This is a genomic window from Pseudomonas sp. ZT5P21, assembly GCF_054897785.1.
In genome coordinates this window covers 2,975,606-2,995,228 of sequence record NZ_CM142705.1, presented here as the reverse complement: position 1 = coordinate 2,995,228, position 19,623 = coordinate 2,975,606, and the positions used below count along the sequence as shown (strand labels likewise).

The window sequence follows — 19,623 nt, the reverse complement described above, 5'->3', positions numbered from 1 at the left end:
CTGATTTCCAGAAATCATCACGCTTTTCCACACTAGACCGGCATCACGGATACGTGATTCACGGCAGCTCGAAGCCCAGCTGGGCCAGCACTGGTCGGTCTGCAGCTTTTAACTTTTTGACCGCCCAGATCAACATATGCTGCGGCCTTGAACTCGCAACGTAGGCAAACCGCGTCGCCTCCGATTCACGATCACGCAGCCAGTCTTGCCAATGTGAGTGGTATTTTCCGGATTTCAGGGAGGAAACGACGACCGTCACATCGTGAGTTTCGCCCTTTACTTGGTGAATAGTCTCATAGCGTAATGTATCTGGCTGGCCGTCCTGAATCTCCTGGCTCACAAGCCGCACTGACACTGGCTTGTTGCCCTGCCCTTTCCGGGCCACGAGGTTCAGACCTCTAAGACCCTCCAGGTCTTCTCGTATCTCAGCGGGAATGAATGCCTGATCTGGGAGCTGACGGAGTGCGAGCTTCGCGGCCCGTACCCAGGCCGACCAGCTCTGATCCGGGTTGCCCGCGCCATTGGATACCATGAATTTCAGACTCTCATGGATGAACTTGCGCCACGCCAATTTTGACTCCATCGCAACGGGGCAATAGGGCCCTGCCTTGACTTGAAGCTCCAGTTTCCCTGCAAGCCATTTGGCAAATGTCCTAAGACGTTCTTTTATGTCCTTCAAGTTACCTGAGCCAGCGCCGATGCATGCGACTGCCAGCAGCTCAACGCCTTCGAAGGTCGCTCCGTTGCGTAAACGTTGAAGAGTTGTATGGCCTCGCGCAACCAGTACTACCTTTGTGTACCCCTGGGTAATCGCTCGAATCGCGGGTAGCAGTTCAGAGGGACAATGCTCATATTCGAGGATCTTCGGTTGCACGGAAGCAATTTCTGGATTGCCCGTGACCCGCCCGGCTCCGAGGATATTGCTACAGAGGTCAACGATGGCCTGCCCGCTTCGCCAGTTCGCGCTCAGTTCGTATGGCTGGACTTTAAGCTTCTCCATCAGCACGTTGACGTTAGCCGGGTTTGACTTGCGAAAACCATAAATCGACTGGTTCAGATCGCCTACAAAGTGGAACGTCACTCCAAATTCGCTGAGCTTTTCCACGATCCGCAGCTGCTCAGCGGAGAGATCCTGGCATTCGTCCACAATGACTAAAGGGAATCTGCGCGCAACGCGTGAAAAGTAAGCCTTAAATTTCTGCTCCCTGAGCGCCATCAACGCAAGCATGTCGATGTCACCGAAGGTGCCAAAGCCTCCTCGCCAGAGTCTTCTCTTGGTGCCAACGAGGTCTTCAAGGGTATCTTTATTGATTGCTGCGGCGTTCAACTGGTTGTCGAGACCGCGCTCTCCTGTTGAAAATACAAACCTAGCCGTTTCCACGTCATAGTTGTATTTGCAGGCGGATATCCAACGGTCGCAAATGCTGTTTCGGGTGCGATATATGTCGGCGGTCTTTTCCAAGATTCGGATACGGAAGTCACCATCCCTGCCTGGATAGCCGGTAAGTTCACTGGCTATGTTCGCTACCAACCGTGTGAGCACGAAGCTGTCGAAGGTGGAAATGCAATGCGGTAGGCCGATGGGCTCACCCAGGTATTTGTGCACCCTACCCCTGAGCTCTTCCGTCGCACTGTTGGAAAACGTTAATACCGCGATACCCGAAGGGACGCGAGACCATTCCCGGACGGTTTTAGACACCATGGCCGCAACCACCTCGGTCTTACCGCTACCCGGGCAGGCCTTAAGGTAAACATGTCGGTCTAGCGGTGCTGCGATGTAATCCAGCTGCTCTCGCGTGAATCTCTTGTTACCGGCAATCACCGGTTCCTGTCCTTCGGCGACCGCTGCCATTACGGTACCCTTTCCTCCAGGCCGCAGGCCCAGAGGATGGCCAGGTGAATGTACTCCGGCACCACGAAATCGCCTTCAAGCTTCTCCAGCGCATCCGCGAAACCTTGCGCGTACATCCCTTTGCCGATCTCATCGGAGTCGAGACGATCTAACAAGGCGCCGGCAAGCACTGCCTTATCGGCAGAGCTCATGGCTTTAAAATCCAACTTTGCGTTTTTCTCAAGCCCCCTGACCACTAGGCCGTCGGGCACTGGCCAGAGCCTGGCCGCAACGGTCAGCATTGGTTTCAGGTTTTCGCCCTCCAATGCGATGTCGTACTCGAATGTTTTATAAGTGCCAGCGAACAGACGAGCAAATTGCGATTGGTTGATGGTGTCCATCAGTGCCAATGCCGGGTTGTTGCCAGCATGTTGGTCATCGGCGTGGGGGAGGAACGGTACGGCAATCACCTTGCCCTCTGCATCCACAATTGTCTCGATGGATTTTGGTGGGTCATTGTCGGTCAGGCCCGCGCACCTTACAGGCACATTTTCGCCAGGCTGCTCGCCATTCACATCACAGAATAACTGCATGAAGTGTTTGAAGTAGATTCCGCCCAGGTTGATGACCGATACGCCGTAATCGTCCAGGCAGTCCTTTCCCTTGCCATACGGACGCAGGACAATTCGAGCAAGCTCCGGCACAACGATCGCTTCAGCGATGCCTTCGACCAGGATTGCTCCTTTGGAAAACAACAGATTTGACTTGGTGACATCCAGCCAACGATCCACAAAGCGCCGACTTTGCTCGGGAAGCCCTGCGTTCCTGAGCGGCACTGCTGTTGGCTTACCCTCATTGGAAAGGTGAATGATGTGATCTATGGACACTGCAGCGGAGATCACCGTCGAGTGAGTCGTGATGATTACCTGTATACCCCGCTCCTCAGCGACCGTTTTCAAATGCCGCAGCAGGCGTAGCTGAAGCTGTGGGTGAAGGTGTGCCTCCGGCTCCTCGATCAGCAACAAGCGTAGATAAGTCTCCTCGCCTCGATCCTCATCAGCTTCAAGAATGAGCTCTGCCAGGATTGAAGCGATGTACAGGAGGTTGTTGTACCCGAGGCTATTTTCCTCCAGCGACCGAAATTGGGTAGCGTCGGCTTTTGTGAGATCGGGAAAATACAGAAGTCGTAGTCCCTCTACAATGCGCGAGAAACTGACCTCCGAAAACTGGATCATGGTGCCCTGAGACAGATTTAGGCCCAGTGCTGCTTTCAGGTTGTCGCCAATCCGTTGGTTGGCCAGTTTGATGGCAAACTCATCGCTTTCGGAAAGCTCGCGGTTGAAGTCACCCACGTGTTGCTCCAGCGGGTGCGGCTTACCTGCTTTTCTAGCGGCTTCGAGATCCTTGCGGCACAAAGCTTTCAACAAGCGTGCAAGTCGAGACTGGCGTCCTTCCCGCAGCTTCGTTTCGGCGTCACGTAGCGGTGGTAGATAAACGCAATGAATGTAGTCGAGCGTCTCGGTTTCAAATGCCTTGGTGTACTCGTGGCCACCGTACGTGTGGTGCTTAAACCGGCCACGCGACTCCTGGTTGAGCGCCGTGAAGGTCAGTTTCGCTTCATCGTGATTTCCGCACCAATCGTCAAAGGCGATGACATCTTTTTCGTCTAGGCCTGAGAACGTCGCCTGAATCCGGATTTGCTCGGATGCAACAGCACCAGCCTCAAACCCCCTGTAGAAATCACGCTCACTGATGATCCGCTTACCGGACTCCGAGTCGTTGAAGAGCTGACGTATCGCGCTGACTATCCCTGTTTTGCCGGCCCCGTTTTCGCCCACCAAGACATTTAGGCCGTCGTGAAACTCTATGGTGAACAGTTCGCCAAAACACTTGAAACCATTGATGTCCAATGCACGCAGATACATGAGAGTCCTTTCTTCGTGATTTTTCTCAGCGTCGAGCGCAAGCTCATCAGTCGTGGCTGGAGGTGATGGCTCGGATTAGTGTAGTTTTCAAACCCGTGTATTGGTTACGCTGCCTACCAATGTGTGCGACGGTGCTGCAGTTAGCACCCATGAGTGACGTGATGGCAAGCTTGCCTGCGCTACCTCGCGTGGGAAATCCCGCCGCTCAACTGGAGCCGTCAGATGTGAAATCTGCTTAACCGGCGCAGAAGCACTGCCCAAGACAAGCATCTCAGCAAGACGCTCATGGGCGTATTTCAGAGCCAGTCGACCTTCTAGAGAGCTACTGTAAACGGTGTTTGTGGCGGACATTTAAATCTCTCCTATGGGGGGGTAACTGGTTTCGGCTCAGTGATTCAGTGGGTCGAGCACGGTTTTGTGCAATGGGCTGAGACCCGGTCAATCAGGTAGCACTAGCTTCACTAATGTTCTGCAGCAATCGAGCGACCTCAGTAGAAGACTCGACCAGTTGCCCTCTGGCCTCGGCAACCTGCGCATTGGCCACCCCCAACTCCCTTTCAAGCCGCTTGCCTTCCTCCCGCAATAGAACAACCTGCTCCTGCAGCATTTCCTTGGCTCCTTCCGCCTTGGCAACGGTCGTTTTCAATCCATTGATTTCTCCAGCCAACCGCTGCATCGCGTCTTCCTGGCCGGCGTTCGTTTTTGCCTGATGACGAGATTCGCCCAGCAGCCGCTCGTTATCGCGGTTCAACCGAGTGAGTTCGTCCTGCTTAATAATCATCGTCTGCTGAAGTTGGCGCAGCTCTACCTGAACCTGCTGCAGTTGCCCCTCGTGCCGGCGCTGCTCCTGCTCACGCTGCTCCTTGATCGAGTTTCGGTAGTGCTCCAGTGCATCTCTTGCATGGACATGCTTTTCCTCCAGCGAGCGGATGTACTCATCCTTCTCCTGTACGCGCAGCTCCAGATCACTGCAGTTCTGACTCAGGCGAGCATTGCGCGCCAGTTCGGTTTGCAGACTGCTGCGGCTGGTCTGTAACTCAGCAGACTCGGTCTCCAAGGCAACGTGCTGAATATCAAACTCTCGTTGCAAGGTGGCCAGCGCTAACTGGCTGACTTCGAGCTTAGCCTCCAGTGTGGCCTTGTCGTGGTTGAATTGGGCCTGTGCCTGCTCGACGTAGTCGCTGCCCTCCTCCATCACCCGCTCCAACAGCCGTCCCACCAACGCGGTGAGCTCGTTACTCAGCTGCTCGCGCGACGATTCAGGGCGAGGCTCATGCACCTCCAGCTCTCTGAGATATCGGTGAATCGTGGTTTTTGATCCCGTATTACCCAGTTCAACCCGCACCGCGTCGATGCTCGGGTTCTCCCCGCGGGCCAGCAGCGCCTCACGGGCTTTCTGCACAATTGCCTTGTTTACACCGCCACGGGCCATTTTTGCTCCTACGATTTCGTACTGTTTTACATACCACGTATCTACATACTATCTTAAGAGGAAATGGAGACCTATAAAAGACATTTTCTCTGATAAAATAATCGAGCGTTATCGCATTAGATAGCTGTTTCTGGCTTTTCCCAGCGCCGGAAAAGGTATGTTTGGCGTAGAGAGGTCGATATGAGCAAGGCGGATCGGTACCTGCAGGCGGGTACCCGGGACAACACCCGGCGCAGTTACCGGGCAGCGGTGGAACACTTTGAAGTGATCTGGGGCGGGTTTCTGCCGGCCACCGGCGACGGCATCGTGCGTTACCTCGCCGAGTACGCCGACCAGCATGCCATTAGCACGCTGAAGCAGCGCCTGGCCGCCCTCGCCCAATGGCACACCACCCAAGGCTTTCCCGATCCGACTAAAACGCCGGCGGTGCGCCAGATGATCAAAGGCATCCGAGCGCTGCATCCCGTCCAAGAGAAACAAGCGACTCCCCTGCTCCTGCAGCACCTGGAACACGCCGTTCAGTGGCTGGAGCACGACGCCGAGCAAGCGGCCGCCCGCCAGGACCTGGCAGCCCTGCTGCGCAGCCGGCGTGACATGGCCTTGGTGCTGATAGGGTTCTGGCGCGGGTTTCGCGGGGATGAGTTGTCGCGCTTGCAGGTAGAACACACCCAGGCGCAAGCCGGGGTGGGCATCACCTTTTACTTGCCGCACAGCAAGGGCGATCGCCAGCACCGCGGCACGACGTTCCGTACCCCCGCCTTGAAGAAGCTCTGTCCGGTGCAAGCCTATGTGAACTGGATTACCGTCGCCGGTCTCGCGCAGGGGCCGGTCTTCCGAAAGCTTGATCGTTGGGGGCATCTGGCGCAAGACGGCTTGAATGCCAACAGCCTAATTCCACTGCTGCGGCGAATCTTCAAGCGTGCAGGTATGTCCGGGGAGCTGTACACCAGTCACTCGCTGCGTCGCGGCTTTGCCACCTGGGCTGCGGCGAACGGCTGGGACATTAAAGCGCTGATGACCTACGTCGGCTGGAAGGACATGAAATCAGCCATGCGCTACATCGACACGGCAGACTCTTTCGGAGAGTGGGCGATGGGGCAGTCGCTCACGCCCTCGGCGCTTCCCCAGGCGACTACGTTGGCGCTGGCTGAATAAAACTGAGGACGTGGCATGTAAAAGTCAGGACTGAGTGTCCCGTCTGATCGGGGCGCGCCACTGACTCCCAATTTACCCCATCAAACGGCTCAACCAGAATTTTGATAAACGCCCACACCTTGAGAGCTCAGTACTTCCGTGCTGGGTACACCGGATGGATTCTCGATCGATGGACTGTCAAACGGGAGCAGCTCCACCGAATCAACTTTCGGCCCGGAAATTTCCGGACTGGTTAGCCGCGAAAAACTCGGTCCCAGTCCCTGCCTACCAATGTCTGACACGAAATTTCCAATCCTCCAAAGCACCTTCGTGAGACCGCTCGCATATTGTCTTCCGTTATATATCGTATTGACTCGCCATTTACATTGAGCAGAACACCACCCGCCCCCTTAGCAGCGCATGACCGGCAACGATATCATGCGCAGAAACCTGGCAGAGAGAGACACCGCAAACGCCCTCGCCTGCAGCAACTTTTGCAAGTCTGTAGGCAATCGAGGGCATCGCAGTAAAGGTATGTGAGGCGCAGAGCTCGCGATTGATCGCTGCCTTGTTAACAGCCGCGGAACTGAGCATCACGCGGCTGTCGCCTGACAATGTCATGTCGGAAAGTTTGGTCGTTACGGGTTGCTCATTGCGCACCAAATTGGTAATCCTTAAGCCCAAGCGATGTAATCCGGAATACCTTCTATCGTCACAGGTGCATACACCACGCCCAATACTGGGGAACGCTCATAGAGAAGCCCGACGGAAATAGCTGAACCTTTAAGCCCTCTCAGGAAATCACTCGTGCCATCGTTGGGGTCAACAACCCAGCACCAGGGGTGTCGTGTAAGGATGTGGCCCGTCTCTTCACCCCAAAAGTCGCAGCAATACAGGTCAAGCAATTGCCGGCGTAGCAGGTGTTCAATTTCGACATCGACTACTGCCTCGGCTCCCTGCCCTCTTGGTCCATCTCTGCGCCAAGAAGTTGCCCTGCCTGGCAAACCACCTCGATGACGAGGGAGAGCAGCGCTGGCAGGTCAAGATTTTGCGATTGGGGTTTGCTTGACGCGCCGGCGAGCCTGCCGGTCGGCTCGGACGATGAACCCAATTGCAGGGCGACATTGAGAAAACGATTCGAAGCTTTTGCAGACCTAGTGACCATCAACCGATGGGCCTCCGTTTCAAATTGAAGCTTCATGGCCCATTTCGTTGCCTTCGCTTTGCGCCTACCTTTAATTGCCGATCCACGCACCCGAGATGAGGAAAAGCGTTGCTGTCGTTCCGGTCTCAACCATATTGCTCCCTCCTCCATCAGTGCGAAGAGCAAGGCAGTAGTCGGCTCCATGCAGACGACTGTAACGCACAGGAATCCAACCCTGGCTCACCTTTCGGTGATTTGGCCTAGACCGCTATGGCTTGGCGACCGGTAACAAAAACACTTCAGAAAACGGCCAGCAGTTGCTGGTGATAATTTTTCGAAAAGCTTATTTGATAAGACGTTACAGAGGCCGAATCGCCGACCAATAAACATTTCTGCGCTATGGTGGCAACTGCAGAGCTGCACGGTTCTTCTGCGTTATCTTGCATGGAGGTATTTAGCTCAACTTCTGTGGCGCCAGTCTCAAACCCAGATGCACTTACAGCACTCACTACAGCCAAATCATCCGGCAAATCATCAGCAATCCGCTGGGAGAATCGCTTCAGTGTCGGTTCCGCCAAGACGAACAAATAAGCTTGATCATCAATCCCGCCCATACGTCGAAGGACTCTTCCCAGGACCTGGCCGTAATGCAGTTCTGTACGAATTCGGCTGAGGTAGCAGCATACCTGTCAACGAGGGATATCAGTTCCCTCACTGATCATTCCCACAGCAACAATCCAACGGCAGTTGCTACTTTTGAACTCGCAAAATCTTCTTTGAGTCTCATTCAGGACGAAAAACGACAAAAGCGGGGTCAGATCTGCGACTGAACCAAAACTAGCCATTGGGCAGGCGTCGAACGGATTTAGCCATCCATCTCATTTTTTTCGTTCCTTACCGACTGTCTGCACAGCTTCTTCCCTGCCTTTCGAGGCAGTGTGGATCGTAGCTATATGGGGCACGTCGAGCGCGGTGAAGTGAACATCACCGTTCGAAGCCTAAGGATCGGTTTTCAGGGAAAAGTCCATTAGCGATGATCTCGACCACGCCAGGTACTCGTCTGGTCGAGGAGCTGCTAATACAGGTCGCAGAAGGCATTGCATTTTGATCGCAAAGTACATCGGTAATGCCGGCAACACCAATGTTCGGCTTAATCCAGCTAGGAAAAAATCCGATAAGGTTTGCGCACATACCGACCTTATGGTGATTTTCGATCCATAACCTATATCATCCTATAAAATACGAAAAATCTGGACATCGTTCCCATTTGTCAGCGTCGTTAATTAAACGGAACGCCCGAGGTGGCTCCGAGTCGTCGGTAAAGGTAACAAAACTGTCTAGTGGACTGTTTGTTTAATTCATTTATCCATTTAAATTATTTGGTCGCCTGTTTCGGGGTGATTTAGATTAACGAACTACCCGTACAGGTTACTAGATCAGTGTGAGAGACGAGTACGTCGCGTGCTATCTCTTTAGGTATCGTCACTTCCTTCAGCTCTTTTCCCTACCCTCACCACAGGAACAAATACCACTGATTACCACACTGAAGGTCGCGGTGAGTTGTCGGAACGGCATGTACGGTCGCTTCTTAAAGCCGAGTTTGATCGCGCCTTGCAACGTATGCAGAGTGAAGACTGGAGAATGTTTGAGATTGACCAACTCCGCTCTGCCTCGCTCCACTGGCTACGACATACAGCCGAGACCTTCGATGCGCCGCTTTGCGATATGAAAGACCTCCAAGCGGACTTGAGTCATAACAGCCGAAACCAGGCGACCAAGGTGATGGCCACTGCGACGAGCAGCGGATAAACAGCGTATCTCTAAATTGCGCCGGCAAGTAGTGACAGGTGGGTTTTGGCAGGTTGAGTGCGTAACTGATTGGCCCCGTCACGGCTTAGACGCATTTGAGCCTGGGCACTTGACAATCCGCGTGGATGTCAGAATCCAGCCTATGGACAATCGTTTCGACCTCTTCGAGGTATGGAGAAGCGATACTGTGTTTGCCAGGCGATACTATCCAGCTCTCCCAAAAATTCTTTGGGTCGAGTGGAGTTTTTCGTTTTTTTTAAAGCTTTTACCGTAGCTGGCGATTCCCGCCCCAGCAGTAGCTGCCTGTTGCTGCGCGAGAATGCTGGTACTTCGTAGCGCAATGTGACGGGGCTGGCTATTTTCAGCGAGTTAAAGCAGCTCTTTGCTATACGTCTAGTCTTCTATATAGCTGACATTGTGCTCGCTCAAATCATCTTGATCTTTCAAGTGACAGATGCTGCGCTAGATAATTCGCCGAAGCGTAGACCTTTAGAACGTAATCAGTGAATTTGGTAATGATGAGCGGACCACGCGCCGGCCGCTCCAGGGTAATTACGATATCGGCCCCATGTCGCGACAGTTGCACCATACAAGGGACCGTCAGTAAGTCGATACCCAGATTCGGCTAGCGTTTGGTTATTGAAAACAGCTGCAGCGCAAGCATGGTGGAGCCGCAGCCCTCAGTCACACCCATCCGCACCAGCCCGGAGAGACTCTCTCCTTCCCCCGCCTTGGATTGTTCAATTGCAGCGCAGGTGTTCTCCATTGCATGTGGCAGCAGATTCCGTCCTGCCCCCTGTAAACCGTAGTTGCTCGACGAAACAAATGAGTATCCTTGCTTTTCCAACGCCTGCACAAACACGGTCTTACGTGCCAAGCACTCGGCCCTGTCGAAACGTATACCGACGAAGGCAGGAGAAATGCGCCTGTAATGCAAGAAATGGCCGCCGCGAGGTGCTCGCGGCGGCTAAAAACACAGAAATATGCGGGTGCTCTGATCGCTTTTGATCGATTTGCCGGTTATAAAATCGGCCAAGGCTGAAGTCAGCCAAAAATACATGGCTGCGTCTGACTTTCCTTAAGATGGTCGTCTTTCTTTGGAGGCCTGCAGCGCTATTCCTAGCCCAGTGATGCCCAATAACACCGCCGCCAACAGCAAATTAATCGGCACACCTAGCTCTCGCAGTGCCTCGCTGGCATATACGTCGGTACCGGGGATTAGGAAGGCAACGAACAAACCAGGCCAGAAGCTGGCCGGCGCCAGTGCGGCCGCCCACACCTGGCCACGCCTCAGTGCGGCCAGGGAAAACAGACTGACCAGGACCAGGGTGGTGAACTGCATGCCGATATGGAATCGTGCATGGCCTGGCCAATCCGGATTGAACAAGTGGGTGGCGTTGAATACGTCGGCGATGGCTACTATTGCCACGGTCGCGACAACTGCGAAACCGAGCAGGGCCTTACCCAGTGCAGAGCGACTCATGGTGACCTCCTTTACAGCGTTGCATAGTCGATGAAGCCTGCGTCCTCGCCACCGTAGAGGGTAGCGCGGTCGGCCTGAGCCAGTTCGGCACCCCGGGCAAAGCGCTCCGGCAGATCGGGATTGGCCACAAAGGAGGTGCCGAATGACACCAGTGCCGCCTCACCGGCTTTGAGCGCTGCCTCGGCGCTGACATCGTCATAACCACCGTTAGTAATCAGCGGGCTGCGGCTCAAAGGGCCGAAAGTTCCCAGTACGTCACGCGGCCAATGAGGGAAGTTGTCCAGTGGAAACAGCGCGCGCATCAGGTGCACATAACCGGGTTGCAAGGTATTTAATTCTCCCAGCAAGTGGCTGTAGAGCGCTAACGGATCACTGTCGATCATGCTGTTGAACGGAATCACCGGAGACAGTTTGATACCCACGCGAGTGGTGCCCCACACGTGGATCAGCGCCTGCATCACTTCCAGCACGAAACGGCTGCGCTTCGCGATACTGCCTCCATACTCGTCCGTGCGCAGGTTGGCAGAGTCCACCAGGAATTGGTTAGGCAGGTAGCCAAAAGCGGCATGCAGCTCCACGCCGTCGAAACCAGCACGCTTGGCGTTTTCAGCGGCGCGCCGGTAATCGACGATGACCGCCTTGATTTCGTTCAAGGTCAGCTCGCGCGGTACCTCGTAATCCTTCATACCTTCCAAGGTGAAATGCTGCTGGCCCTGAATCGCGACAGCAGACGGTGCCACCGGCAACAAACCGCCTCGCACACTGGAGTGACCTACACGGCCGGTATGCCACAGCTGCGCAAAAATCTTGCCACCTGCAGCATGCACTGCCGTCGTCACCTGCTGCCAGGCGGCAATTTGCCACTCGCTGTAAAGGCCGGGAGTCAGCGGACTGCCGACTGCGTCTGCCGAAATATTGATGGCTTCGCTGATGATTAGCCCGGCAGTGGAACGCTGGGCGTAATAGGTGGCCGTGGTCGCACGCGGCACACCGGCAGCATCGGCCCGTGAGCGAGTCATCGGCGCCATTACCATGTGGTTGCGCAGGTCAATATCATGCAGGCGCGTCGGGCTGAGCAGTTGAGCGGTCATACGAAATTCTCCAGAACCACGCAGAGGGATATCAGGCGTGAGCGGATCATCCGGTCCTTCCTGTATAAGATAAAGTCAACAAATCAGGAATGATTGCTCCACCAGCGGAGCAATGGAGCATCGTATGAAACTGCTTAATGACATGGCGCTATTCGTCGAAGTGATCAAAGCCAACGGCTTTCGCGGCGCTGCCGAGGCGGTCGGCATGCCCAACTCCACGGTCTCGCGACGCATCGCCGAACTCGAACGGCGTATCGGTCTGCGCCTGCTTAACCGGACTACACGGCGCATCGAGCTCACCGAGGGCGGTCGCCTGTACTACGAGCGCTGTCGACGCATCGTCGACGAGGCACGCCTTGCCCATGAAGAACTCTCCGAGCTGGTAGACAACCCCAGCGGCCTGATCCGCCTGTCCATACCCATCGACTTCGGCGTGGTCTACCTGGCACCGCTATTGGCCGAATTTGCCGAACGCTACCCGCTGATTCATTTCGACCTCGATCTCACTCCGAAGCGCCTAGACCTAGTCAGCGATCCGGTTGATATGGTGATTCGTATTGGTACCCTGGCGGACTCGCAGTTGATTGCTCGTCCCCTTGGCAACCTGAAGCGCAGCCTGTTTGCCAGCCCGGCCTACCTGGCTCGACATGGCATGCCTGAAAGCCCACAGGCACTGCTGCAACATCAGTGTCTGCGCATGCTCGATGCGCCTTGGGTCCTGCAAAATGCTGACCAGCAACTGAGCCTCGCAGTATGCGGCCGTTACCTGCTGAACAACATCGGCATGCTTCGTCGCCTGGCCCTGCTCGGCCAGGGTATTGCCATGCTGGTGGACGAGATGATCGGCGAGGACCTTGCTAGCGGACGACTGCAACGCGTATTACCGGAGTGGAGAGTACAAACCCTTCCAGTTTACATCATTACCGAGACCCGCTTGGTGCCGGCCAAAGTTCGTGTGCTGATAGATTTCCTTACTGAACAGTTCAACCGCAGTTGACCGTAAAATCTGCAGGTGTTTGGTTATTCAGCAGTTAAAAAATTTGCTAGGAGCGCGATTTTCGTTCCGATTCCGACTGTCGGTCTTGTCCTAAAACGTTTTTACACGGCCTGGGCCGATTACCTGTCGCCAAGAACTTCATTTCGAAGGCTGCCCATGGTGCGAGCGCCCGGAACCTGCATTGACGGTCAGCGCAATCATTTTATTTCAACGATCACTCTTCGACGCCGTGGATTTTCGACTCCGCGGCTTACGCTTGGCGACAGCAACTTGGCGGACCTGCAACAGTGGTTGCTCCAATGTTTCGGCCCGAGCCTGCTGCGCTTCTCGCCTGGCGCGAGCATTTGAACGGGGGGCTCATCGCCATGGATTACACCCTAGGCCAGCACCACTTCACGCAACGCATCGACCAAAGGCTGGAGCTGCACGCCAGTTTGTCCAACCCATTGCGCGAGCGTCGAGCGGGCGATCATCAAGCCGGCTCGGCCAAAGATTTTCTCTTGCCGGTACAGCGGCAAGTAGTGGTCAGCGAACTTTGCCACCGTTACATGAGCCAGCAGGCCTGCGGTCGGGATGCCCTTGTCGATTACCTGAGCCGGCACCGGGGCCTGGATCAGCGTTTCGCACTGGCGGCAGGCCCATTTCCCACGCACATGCTGTTCGACGGTGAACACGCTGGATGTGTAATCGAGCTTCTCGCTAAACGTTTTCGCCAATGCGTTGAAGCTGGCACCCGCAGGCGCACGCTTGGGTTTCTGGCGTGGCTCGGCCGAGGCAGGTGGCGGATTGACCGCGTTCAGCTCGGCTTCGATGGCTGCGATATCTGACAAGCATTTGCTCATGCGCACTCCAGTTTCAGCGGAACGAAAGCGGGCAGCGCCGGCGCCTGAAGATCACGATAAGCAGGTATCCATTTTCGAACCAGGTTGGCGGTCAGCATCGAGATCCCTTTCGGGCAGCAAAAAAATGCAGCATCTAGCAGGTCGTCGAGCAAGCTGCCTTGGTCAGGACTCGTCGGGAAGTCCTTCGCGCAGAAACTTGGAAATCTCAGCGGCGCCCGGTGCGCAAGCACCGGGCGGAGCAAAAAAGGCCAAAAGCCGTAACCCTGCTGTCTACGCCGCCGAGAAGTCGGATACGTCCGTAGTACCTGAGAAGCCATCGAACAAAGGGCCTGACCCTGCGGAGATAGTGGAGGAAAGGGACATAGCCAAGGGAAACACCAACAAGCCTCCCGCGCCCCAGGGAATGAGCCGGATCAGTTGCGCGTCGATGGGACTTGAAGGTGTACGTGAAGCAGCCCGAAGGGACAAGGGCATGCAGTTTACGGCATTGCTGCACCACATCACACCGCAGTTATTGGCGCAGAGTTTTTATGCCCTGCGCCGCGATGCAGCGGTGGGCGTGGACGGCATGTCGTGGCGAGAATATGAGGAAAGTCTTCTACAGCGGGTGACTAGTTTGCACGCAAGGCTCTACAGTGGAGCCTATCTGGCAACGCCGTCGCGGCGGGTCTATATCCCCAACGTCGACGGCAGGCAGCGTCCGCTGGGCATTGCCTCTCTGGAGGATAAAATCGTACAGGAGGCGGTCGGTTACCGTTCTGAATGTCATCTACGAAGAGGGCTTCCTGGGATTCTCGTACGGGTTTCGACCGGGGCGCAGCCAGCACGATGCGCTGGTCGCGTTGACGGTCGCGCTGAAGGGCCAGAAGGTGAACTGGATATTGGATGCGGATATCACGTCGATCTTTGATGAGATCGACCATGAGTGGATGCTGATGTTTCTGGGACACCGGATTGCAGACCGGCGCCTGCTTGGACTTATCTGCAAATTGCTTCAAGCGGGTGTTGTGGAGGATGGCCATAGGGTGGCTGCGATCAAGGGGACTCCCCAAGGCGCAGTGATCTCGCCGCTGCTGGCGAATATCTTCACTACGTGCTGGATCTGTGGACGAGGCAGTGGCGCGAGCGACAAGCCCGTGGCGATGTGATCGTTGTGCGCTACGCGGATGACAGCGTGGTGGATTTCAGGACGCAATGGCAGGCTCAGCAGTTTCTGGTGCAGTTGCAGGAACGGCTGGCCAGGTTCGGTATATCGCTCAACGCTTCGAAGACACGGCTGATTGAGTTTGGTCGTTCTTCTGCAAGAAATCGTAGAAAACGAGGCTTAGGTAAACCGGAGACGTTTGACTTCCTGGGCTTCACGCACTGTTGTAGTACCAACAGAGGCGATGGGTTTCAAATACTGCGACTGACGGTCAAGCAGCGAATGCGTGCGACGCTGCTGGCTATTTGGGATGAGCTGAAGCGCCGACGTCATGAACCCATCCGGGCTCAAGGGCAATGGCTCACTCGGGTGGTGAGTGGTTACTTCGATTAACACGCGGTGCCAGGAAACTTGAAACTGCTGAGTGGTTTTAGGAAGGCTCTATGCCGATATTGGCGTCAGGCTCTCGGGCGACGCAGCCAGCGAAATTGGCTGCAATGGACTCGCTTCGGGTTGCTCACAGATCACTACATACCGAGCCCAAAGAATGCACACCCGTATCCTGAGGATCGCTTCGCGTCACGTACCCAAGGCAGGAGCCGTACGCGGTAGTTCAGCACGTACGGATCTGTGCGGGGGGGTGGCAGGTAACTGCCATCCCTACCGCGATTCGTTAATGGGGACAGTGATTTGCTGGTTGAAAGGGAGTCTGGCATGAAACGCATCTGGATCACCGGCGCCAGCAGCGGCATCGGCGCCGCCCTGGCGGAGATTCTTATGAGCCAAGGCCATTTTCGCGCGCAATGTACAGGCCCAGGAAAAATTACACGCGGAGTAGCCGTAACAGGTACTTCTGCTGCCAGGCGACCTGACCGATCCACGCGAAGTTCGAGCCATGGGCGAGCGAATCGAGCAACGGTGGGGTCACCTGGATCAGGCCATCCTAAACGCTGGCACCTGCTAGTACCTGGTCGTAAGCAACTTCGAAGCCAATGCCAAAGTAACTTGGAGAATTGAGACGATCGGAGATCGTAACGGTTGTTTAGGCTGCTACAGATTTATTGCAGCTCATTGGCGAAGCGCCCGACTGCGGCCACGACCTGCTTGGCACCGTCCTGAATATCCACAATCACGTCGCCGGCTTGGATAGCCAGGGCCAGTCCTAGCTCGGCCTGCTCTCGACTGCTGAACATTTCGCGAACAGCTTGACTTGCAAGCGCCTGGTTCTGCTGTACGACACTCACGATTTCTTCCGTTGCCGCGCTTGTGCGGCCCGCAAGCTGACGTACTTCGTCAGCAACCACTGCGAAGCCTCGACCTTGTTCTCCTGCACGAGCAGCCTCAATGGCAGCGTTAAGCGCCAACAAGTTAGTCTGCGATGCAATGCCGCCAATGGTCTGCACGATGGAGCTGATTAATAGCGACTGCTTGTCGAGAGCCTCAATGCTATCAGTGGCCGATTGCATCTGTTCGGCGATCTGCTGCATTGTCTGTACGGTTTTTTGGACGACTGCAGCACCTTGTTCGGCGCTCACATCCGTCTGTAAGGAAACGTCATAGGCGACTGCTGCCGCTTCCCTCACCTCCGTTTCCCTTGCAACCTGATCGGTTACTACGCTTGCAAACTTCACGATTTTCTGCAGCTTGCCCTCTGTGTCGTAAACGGGGTTATAGGTCGCCTCAAGCCAAACTTCGCGGCCACGTCCGTCAATTCGCTTAAAGCGGTCAGCAACATATTCTCCAGTGTTGAGCGTTTTCCAGAAGGCGGCGTAGTGGGAGGAGTTAGCCTCCTCGGCAGTACAGAACATTCGGTGATGCTTGCCTACAATTTGTTCGAATGAGTAGCCCATAGCTTTGAGGAACTGGATGTTAGCTGTGACAACTGTACCGTCCAGGTTGAACTGGATAACTGCCGTAGATCGATTAAGCGCATTAGTGAAGGCCTCATTCTCTTTGATCTGTTCAATTGTTTGGCTGATCTCGCTACCGTAGCCCTGAATGTAGGACAGCTGGCCGCTTTCGTCTTGTATGGGAAACCAATGCAATTTCAACCAAGCAAGGCTGCCATCTGAGCGCAGATAGCGGTAGTCGCCACTAATAGGTTCAAATTTCGCCACGGCAGATTTGAACGCGTGGAAGCAGGGCAGGTTTTTGACGTATGGGGGCACAAATTCGGACAGAGGACGTCCTTTAAGGCGTTCGTCTGAATACCCTAACGTTTGTGCGAAGTGCTGGTTGAATTCGATGATGCGTGTCTGCGCATCGAGCCTGATTGACAGCATGCCACGGTTCATCTGCCCCATTAGTTTACGAAGTAAGTACAACTCGTTGCGCTGATCTTGGAGTGTTTTTTTCAGACGGCTGTCAAACATTATGACTCCATAAATACTGGTAGGTGGGATACAGCTAGGTTCTTGCGTTAGTGGAGCCTGTTTTTAAGACTCGAGGCCCATAGATTTTTCTTCAAGTAGGTGTTTTACCGCGCTGGCCAGTTTTGCTATTTCTCTAGTCCTGAAGTAATTGTGGCGCTCAATCAGACGCAAACATTCATGACGCGTCGTGAACGAGTCCCTAGGGAAGGTCTGAAGTACCCACCGATTTTTGATGCCCTCTCTGCTTGAGGTTCAAAAAACGTTTATTCGGTCGAAATCCAGACCTTTTCTGCTCTTAACTCATGGTTTTCCCTCTATCGCGCCGTTTCAGGGCGATTAGCCCGCATTACAGGCGCACCTCTCCTGCACTCAGCAATCGCTTTCGCACCATCCACAGATTCGACAACGCGAACAATGTCGTCTGCTGACCGATGTTCTTCGCCAGACCACGAAAGCGCACTTTCGTATAACCAAACTGACGCTTGATCACTCGAAACGGATGTTCAACCTTGGCCCTGACTTGCGCCTTGGCGTATTCAATCTTGCGGCGCAGGCGACCGATCAAACTCTTTTTCGCGTGTTTTTTATAGCTACTGGGCCGGGCGGCAATCGACCAGATCATTTGGCGGTTCTGATGTTCAGGACGTTTGTCCACGCCGGTGTAACCGGCATCGCCAGAGACGTAGGTTTCCTCGCCGTGCAGCAACTGATCGACTTGAGTCACGTCCGCCACATTCGCCGCCGTGCCGACCACGCTATGCACTAAACCGGACTCGGCATCGACGCCAATGTGCGCTTTCATCCCGAAGAAATACATATTCCCTTTCTTGGTCTGGTGCATTTCCGGGTCGCGCTTGCCGTCCTTGTTCTTGGTCGAACTCGGCGCATGAATGATCGTCGCATCGACCACGGTGCCTTGGCGCAACAGCAGGCCACGGTCACCCAGATAGCCGTTGATGACCTGCAAAATCCCGCCCGCCAACTCATGTTTTTCCAGCAGGCGCCGGAAGTTGAGGATCGTGGTTTCATCGGGAATCCGATCTAGGTACAGCCCGGAAAACTGGCGCAGGATCGTGGTTTCGTAGAGCGCTTCTTCCATCGCCGGATCGCTGTAACCGAACCAGTTCTGCATCAGATGCACCCGCAACATGGCCGACAACGGATACGCCGGACGCCCACCGTCACCCTTCGGATAATACGGCTCGATCAAGGTAATCAAACCCTTCCACGGCACGACCTGATCCATCTCGATTAGGAAGCGCTCACGGCGGGTCTGCTTACGTTTGCCGGCATATTCGGCATCGGCGAAGGACATCTGTTTCATCGGGGCTCAACCGTTCGGTTCGTGTGAGGTGCGTATTTCACCAGAGATGGAAGTCTTTTTCAGAGTTTCCCTAGAGGCGCCTAGCCCATAGGATGATGGCCACTTCGGCGCGTCGGCGCAGGATCCCTGTTCCTCGAGTGCAGCGAAGGCATTCACCGTCTAAGTAAAACGTCAACGGCCATTGTTTTTCTTGTAACTATTAGAGATCTATGTATGGGTTTTGTATTAGATATGCCGAAAGGAATAGACTTACAAAGATCGCAATCCTTTTGCCATGTATTTGGCCGGTATGCTCAACCCGGTGGGTGTCTCGCTGCTGTTTCTGATGTCACCTCAAGCCGCGGGTTGGTCACCTATTCAAGCCGGATCAGCGCTGAACATCTTCGCTTTGCGGCAGCCAACTGATCCGGGAACCGTCGCGTCGCCCGACGAACCTTGTGCTCGAGCAACGCGACGGGATCCGGTTTTACAGGATGCCGGCACCCAAGGCCGGGAATACATCGGTGAACAACAAGCCAATCAATTGCTGTCCGTTAGGTGTGGACCAATCCTGTCCGATCTCCGCCATGAGTGTATTGGTGGCGGTGAGCACGACGCCGGCATCGTGCATTCGTTGACGGGCGAACTCTTCGGAAAGATCGCTGGGCGAGCCCGAAGCATCCAACACCGCCTGCACGGCAAAGCCTTCGAGCGCAGCATCGATTGCCGGAAAGATAAGACAAACGTCGGTGGTCACACCGGCCATGATCAGATGCTTGCGCCCAGTGGCAAGCACTGCATCACGGAAGTCGGCGTATTCCCAGGCATTAACCACACCGGGACGCTTGATCCGCGCTGCGTGCGCTTCTGGAAGCACTTGGGCGATTTCCGGGAGAATCGGGCCCTGGGCTTGATCTTCCTGGCTGGACGTAATCACGACCGGCATGTTGAGGATCTTCGCCATCTTGGCCAACGCAATCGACTGCTTGGCGGCAAACTCACGGTCTATGTTTTTGATCAGTTGCATCGTGCCGACCTGATGGTCGATCAGCAACAAAGCGGCGTTCTCTGCGGTGAATCGTACTGCAGCCATAATAGAAATCCTCGTTTCGTTGG

Annotated in this window: 16 protein-coding genes and 7 pseudogenes; 7 read left to right on the top strand and 16 right to left on the bottom strand. The window is 55.0% G+C overall.

What is annotated here, in order from left to right; translation table 11 throughout:
* Window positions 1-58 precede the first annotated feature (58 nt).
* The 3 genes from ACYZT9_RS14075 to ACYZT9_RS14065 form a co-directional block, all read right to left on the bottom strand.
* A complete protein-coding gene (locus ACYZT9_RS14075) occupies window positions 59-1,852 on the bottom strand; it encodes a UvrD-helicase domain-containing protein (RefSeq protein ID WP_462006049.1) in 1,794 nt (597 codons plus the stop codon).
* On the bottom strand, window positions 1,852-3,756 hold the full coding sequence (locus ACYZT9_RS14070) for an ATP-dependent nuclease (protein ID WP_462006048.1): 1,905 nt from the start codon (window positions 3,754-3,756) through the stop codon (window positions 1,852-1,854). The genes ACYZT9_RS14075 and ACYZT9_RS14070 overlap by 1 nt, the downstream gene beginning before the upstream one ends.
* A 442-nt stretch (window positions 3,757-4,198) precedes the next feature.
* On the bottom strand, window positions 4,199-5,188 hold the full coding sequence (locus ACYZT9_RS14065) for a DNA-binding protein (protein WP_462006047.1): 990 nt from the start codon (window positions 5,186-5,188) through the stop codon (window positions 4,199-4,201).
* Window positions 5,189-5,368: 180 nt separating this feature from the next.
* Between ACYZT9_RS14065 and ACYZT9_RS14060 the strand changes: the two genes are divergently transcribed.
* Window positions 5,369-6,343 (top strand): site-specific integrase, encoded by a 975-nt coding sequence (locus tag ACYZT9_RS14060; protein ID WP_462006046.1) that lies wholly within the window; start codon window positions 5,369-5,371, stop codon window positions 6,341-6,343.
* 360 nt (window positions 6,344-6,703) lie between these two features.
* On the opposite strand, the gene ACYZT9_RS14055 is transcribed toward ACYZT9_RS14060, so the two are convergent.
* The 4 genes and pseudogenes from ACYZT9_RS14055 to ACYZT9_RS14040 all read right to left on the bottom strand — a co-directional run.
* Window positions 6,704-6,982 (bottom strand): hypothetical protein, encoded by a 279-nt coding sequence (locus ACYZT9_RS14055; protein ID WP_462006045.1) that lies wholly within the window; start codon window positions 6,980-6,982, stop codon window positions 6,704-6,706.
* A 14-nt stretch (window positions 6,983-6,996) separates the two neighbouring features.
* Window positions 6,997-7,227, bottom strand: coding sequence for an inositol monophosphatase family protein (locus ACYZT9_RS14050; protein WP_462006044.1), 231 nt, complete (start codon window positions 7,225-7,227; stop codon window positions 6,997-6,999).
* Window positions 7,228-7,262: 35 nt separating this feature from the next.
* Window positions 7,263-7,523, bottom strand: coding sequence for a hypothetical protein (locus tag ACYZT9_RS14045; RefSeq protein ID WP_462006043.1), 261 nt, complete (start codon window positions 7,521-7,523; stop codon window positions 7,263-7,265).
* Window positions 7,524-7,968: 445 nt separating this feature from the next.
* A pseudogene (locus ACYZT9_RS14040) lies at window positions 7,969-8,221 on the bottom strand (diguanylate cyclase); the annotation flags it as partial.
* Window positions 8,222-8,472: 251 nt separating this feature from the next.
* Between ACYZT9_RS14040 and ACYZT9_RS14035 the strand changes: the two are divergent.
* Window positions 8,473-8,574 (top strand): annotated as a pseudogene (locus ACYZT9_RS14035) (antitoxin Xre/MbcA/ParS toxin-binding domain-containing protein); the annotation flags it as partial.
* A gap of 327 nt (window positions 8,575-8,901) precedes the next feature.
* Window positions 8,902-9,227: pseudogene (locus ACYZT9_RS14030) on the top strand (site-specific integrase); the annotation flags it as partial.
* A gap of 59 nt (window positions 9,228-9,286) precedes the next feature.
* On the opposite strand, the gene ACYZT9_RS14025 reads toward ACYZT9_RS14030, so the two are convergent.
* The 4 genes from ACYZT9_RS14025 to ACYZT9_RS14010 all read right to left on the bottom strand — a co-directional run bounded on the left by ACYZT9_RS14025 (window position 9,287) and on the right by ACYZT9_RS14010 (window position 11,849).
* Window positions 9,287-9,370, bottom strand: coding sequence for a hypothetical protein (locus ACYZT9_RS14025; RefSeq protein ID WP_462010223.1), 84 nt, complete (start codon window positions 9,368-9,370; stop codon window positions 9,287-9,289).
* A gap of 530 nt (window positions 9,371-9,900) precedes the next feature.
* Window positions 9,901-10,152 (bottom strand): hypothetical protein, encoded by a 252-nt coding sequence (locus tag ACYZT9_RS14020; protein WP_462006042.1) that lies wholly within the window; start codon window positions 10,150-10,152, stop codon window positions 9,901-9,903.
* Between the two features lie 201 nt (window positions 10,153-10,353).
* Entirely contained in the window at window positions 10,354-10,758 is a 405-nt protein-coding gene (locus tag ACYZT9_RS14015; RefSeq protein WP_462006041.1) for a hypothetical protein, read from the bottom strand.
* Window positions 10,759-10,769: 11 nt separating this feature from the next.
* Window positions 10,770-11,849 (bottom strand): alkene reductase, encoded by a 1,080-nt coding sequence (locus ACYZT9_RS14010; protein ID WP_462006040.1) that lies wholly within the window; start codon window positions 11,847-11,849, stop codon window positions 10,770-10,772.
* A 124-nt stretch (window positions 11,850-11,973) separates the two neighbouring features.
* Between ACYZT9_RS14010 and ACYZT9_RS14005 the strand changes: the two genes are divergently transcribed.
* On the top strand, window positions 11,974-12,846 hold the full coding sequence (locus tag ACYZT9_RS14005; RefSeq protein ID WP_462006039.1) for a LysR family transcriptional regulator: 873 nt from the start codon (window positions 11,974-11,976) through the stop codon (window positions 12,844-12,846).
* A gap of 317 nt (window positions 12,847-13,163) precedes the next feature.
* On the opposite strand, the pseudogene ACYZT9_RS14000 reads toward ACYZT9_RS14005, so the two are convergent.
* A pseudogene (locus ACYZT9_RS14000) lies at window positions 13,164-13,673 on the bottom strand (IS66 family transposase); the annotation flags it as partial.
* Between the two features lie 650 nt (window positions 13,674-14,323).
* On the opposite strand from ACYZT9_RS14000, the gene ACYZT9_RS13995 reads away from it, so the two are divergent.
* From ACYZT9_RS13995 to ACYZT9_RS13985, 3 genes and pseudogenes are all read left to right on the top strand, one after another.
* The gene (locus ACYZT9_RS13995; protein ID WP_462006038.1) at window positions 14,324-14,836 is read left to right on the top strand and encodes a reverse transcriptase domain-containing protein; all 513 of its coding nucleotides are present in this window, start codon (window positions 14,324-14,326) and stop codon (window positions 14,834-14,836) included.
* A 5-nt stretch (window positions 14,837-14,841) separates the two neighbouring features.
* Window positions 14,842-15,225 carry a reverse transcriptase domain-containing protein gene (locus ACYZT9_RS13990; RefSeq protein ID WP_462006037.1) on the top strand — a complete coding sequence of 128 codons (384 nt, stop codon included), beginning with the start codon at window positions 14,842-14,844 and terminating at the stop codon, window positions 15,223-15,225.
* 321 nt (window positions 15,226-15,546) lie between these two features.
* Window positions 15,547-15,793 (top strand): annotated as a pseudogene (locus ACYZT9_RS13985) (SDR family NAD(P)-dependent oxidoreductase); the annotation flags it as partial.
* Between the two features lie 97 nt (window positions 15,794-15,890).
* Here ACYZT9_RS13985 and ACYZT9_RS13980 read toward each other — a convergent pair.
* The 4 genes and pseudogenes from ACYZT9_RS13980 to ACYZT9_RS13965 form a co-directional block, all read right to left on the bottom strand.
* A pseudogene (locus ACYZT9_RS13980) lies at window positions 15,891-16,325 on the bottom strand (methyl-accepting chemotaxis protein); the annotation flags it as partial.
* A gap of 108 nt (window positions 16,326-16,433) precedes the next feature.
* Window positions 16,434-17,204: pseudogene (locus ACYZT9_RS13975) on the bottom strand (PAS domain-containing protein); the annotation flags it as partial.
* A gap of 346 nt (window positions 17,205-17,550) precedes the next feature.
* Window positions 17,551-18,528 carry an IS5 family transposase gene (locus ACYZT9_RS13970; protein ID WP_462006036.1) on the bottom strand — a complete coding sequence of 326 codons (978 nt, stop codon included), beginning with the start codon at window positions 18,526-18,528 and terminating at the stop codon, window positions 17,551-17,553.
* A 466-nt stretch (window positions 18,529-18,994) separates the two neighbouring features.
* The gene (locus ACYZT9_RS13965; protein ID WP_462006035.1) at window positions 18,995-19,600 is read right to left on the bottom strand and encodes an isochorismatase family protein; all 606 of its coding nucleotides are present in this window, start codon (window positions 19,598-19,600) and stop codon (window positions 18,995-18,997) included.
* Window positions 19,601-19,623: the final 23 nt, after the last annotated feature.

Bases quoted from the DNA above. Each gene is read 5' to 3' on its own strand.
- ACYZT9_RS14075 (WP_462006049.1), bottom strand. From the start codon at position 1,852: ATGGCAGCGGTCGCCGAAGGACAGGAACCGGTGATTGCCGGTAACAAG.
- ACYZT9_RS14070 (WP_462006048.1), bottom strand. From the start codon at position 3,756: ATGTATCTGCGTGCATTGGACATCAATGGTTTCAAGTGTTTTGGCGAA.
- ACYZT9_RS14065 (WP_462006047.1), bottom strand. From the start codon at position 5,188: ATGGCCCGTGGCGGTGTAAACAAGGCAATTGTGCAGAAAGCCCGTGAG.
- ACYZT9_RS14060 (WP_462006046.1), top strand. From the start codon at position 5,369: ATGAGCAAGGCGGATCGGTACCTGCAGGCGGGTACCCGGGACAACACC.
- ACYZT9_RS14045 (WP_462006043.1), bottom strand. From the start codon at position 7,523: ATGAAGCTTCAATTTGAAACGGAGGCCCATCGGTTGATGGTCACTAGG.
- ACYZT9_RS14025 (WP_462010223.1), bottom strand. From the start codon at position 9,370: ATGCGTCTAAGCCGTGACGGGGCCAATCAGTTACGCACTCAACCTGCC.
- ACYZT9_RS14015 (WP_462006041.1), bottom strand. From the start codon at position 10,758: ATGAGTCGCTCTGCACTGGGTAAGGCCCTGCTCGGTTTCGCAGTTGTC.
- ACYZT9_RS14010 (WP_462006040.1), bottom strand. From the start codon at position 11,849: ATGACCGCTCAACTGCTCAGCCCGACGCGCCTGCATGATATTGACCTG.
- ACYZT9_RS14005 (WP_462006039.1), top strand. From the start codon at position 11,974: ATGAAACTGCTTAATGACATGGCGCTATTCGTCGAAGTGATCAAAGCC.
- ACYZT9_RS13970 (WP_462006036.1), bottom strand. From the start codon at position 18,528: ATGAAACAGATGTCCTTCGCCGATGCCGAATATGCCGGCAAACGTAAG.
- ACYZT9_RS13965 (WP_462006035.1), bottom strand. From the start codon at position 19,600: ATGGCTGCAGTACGATTCACCGCAGAGAACGCCGCTTTGTTGCTGATC.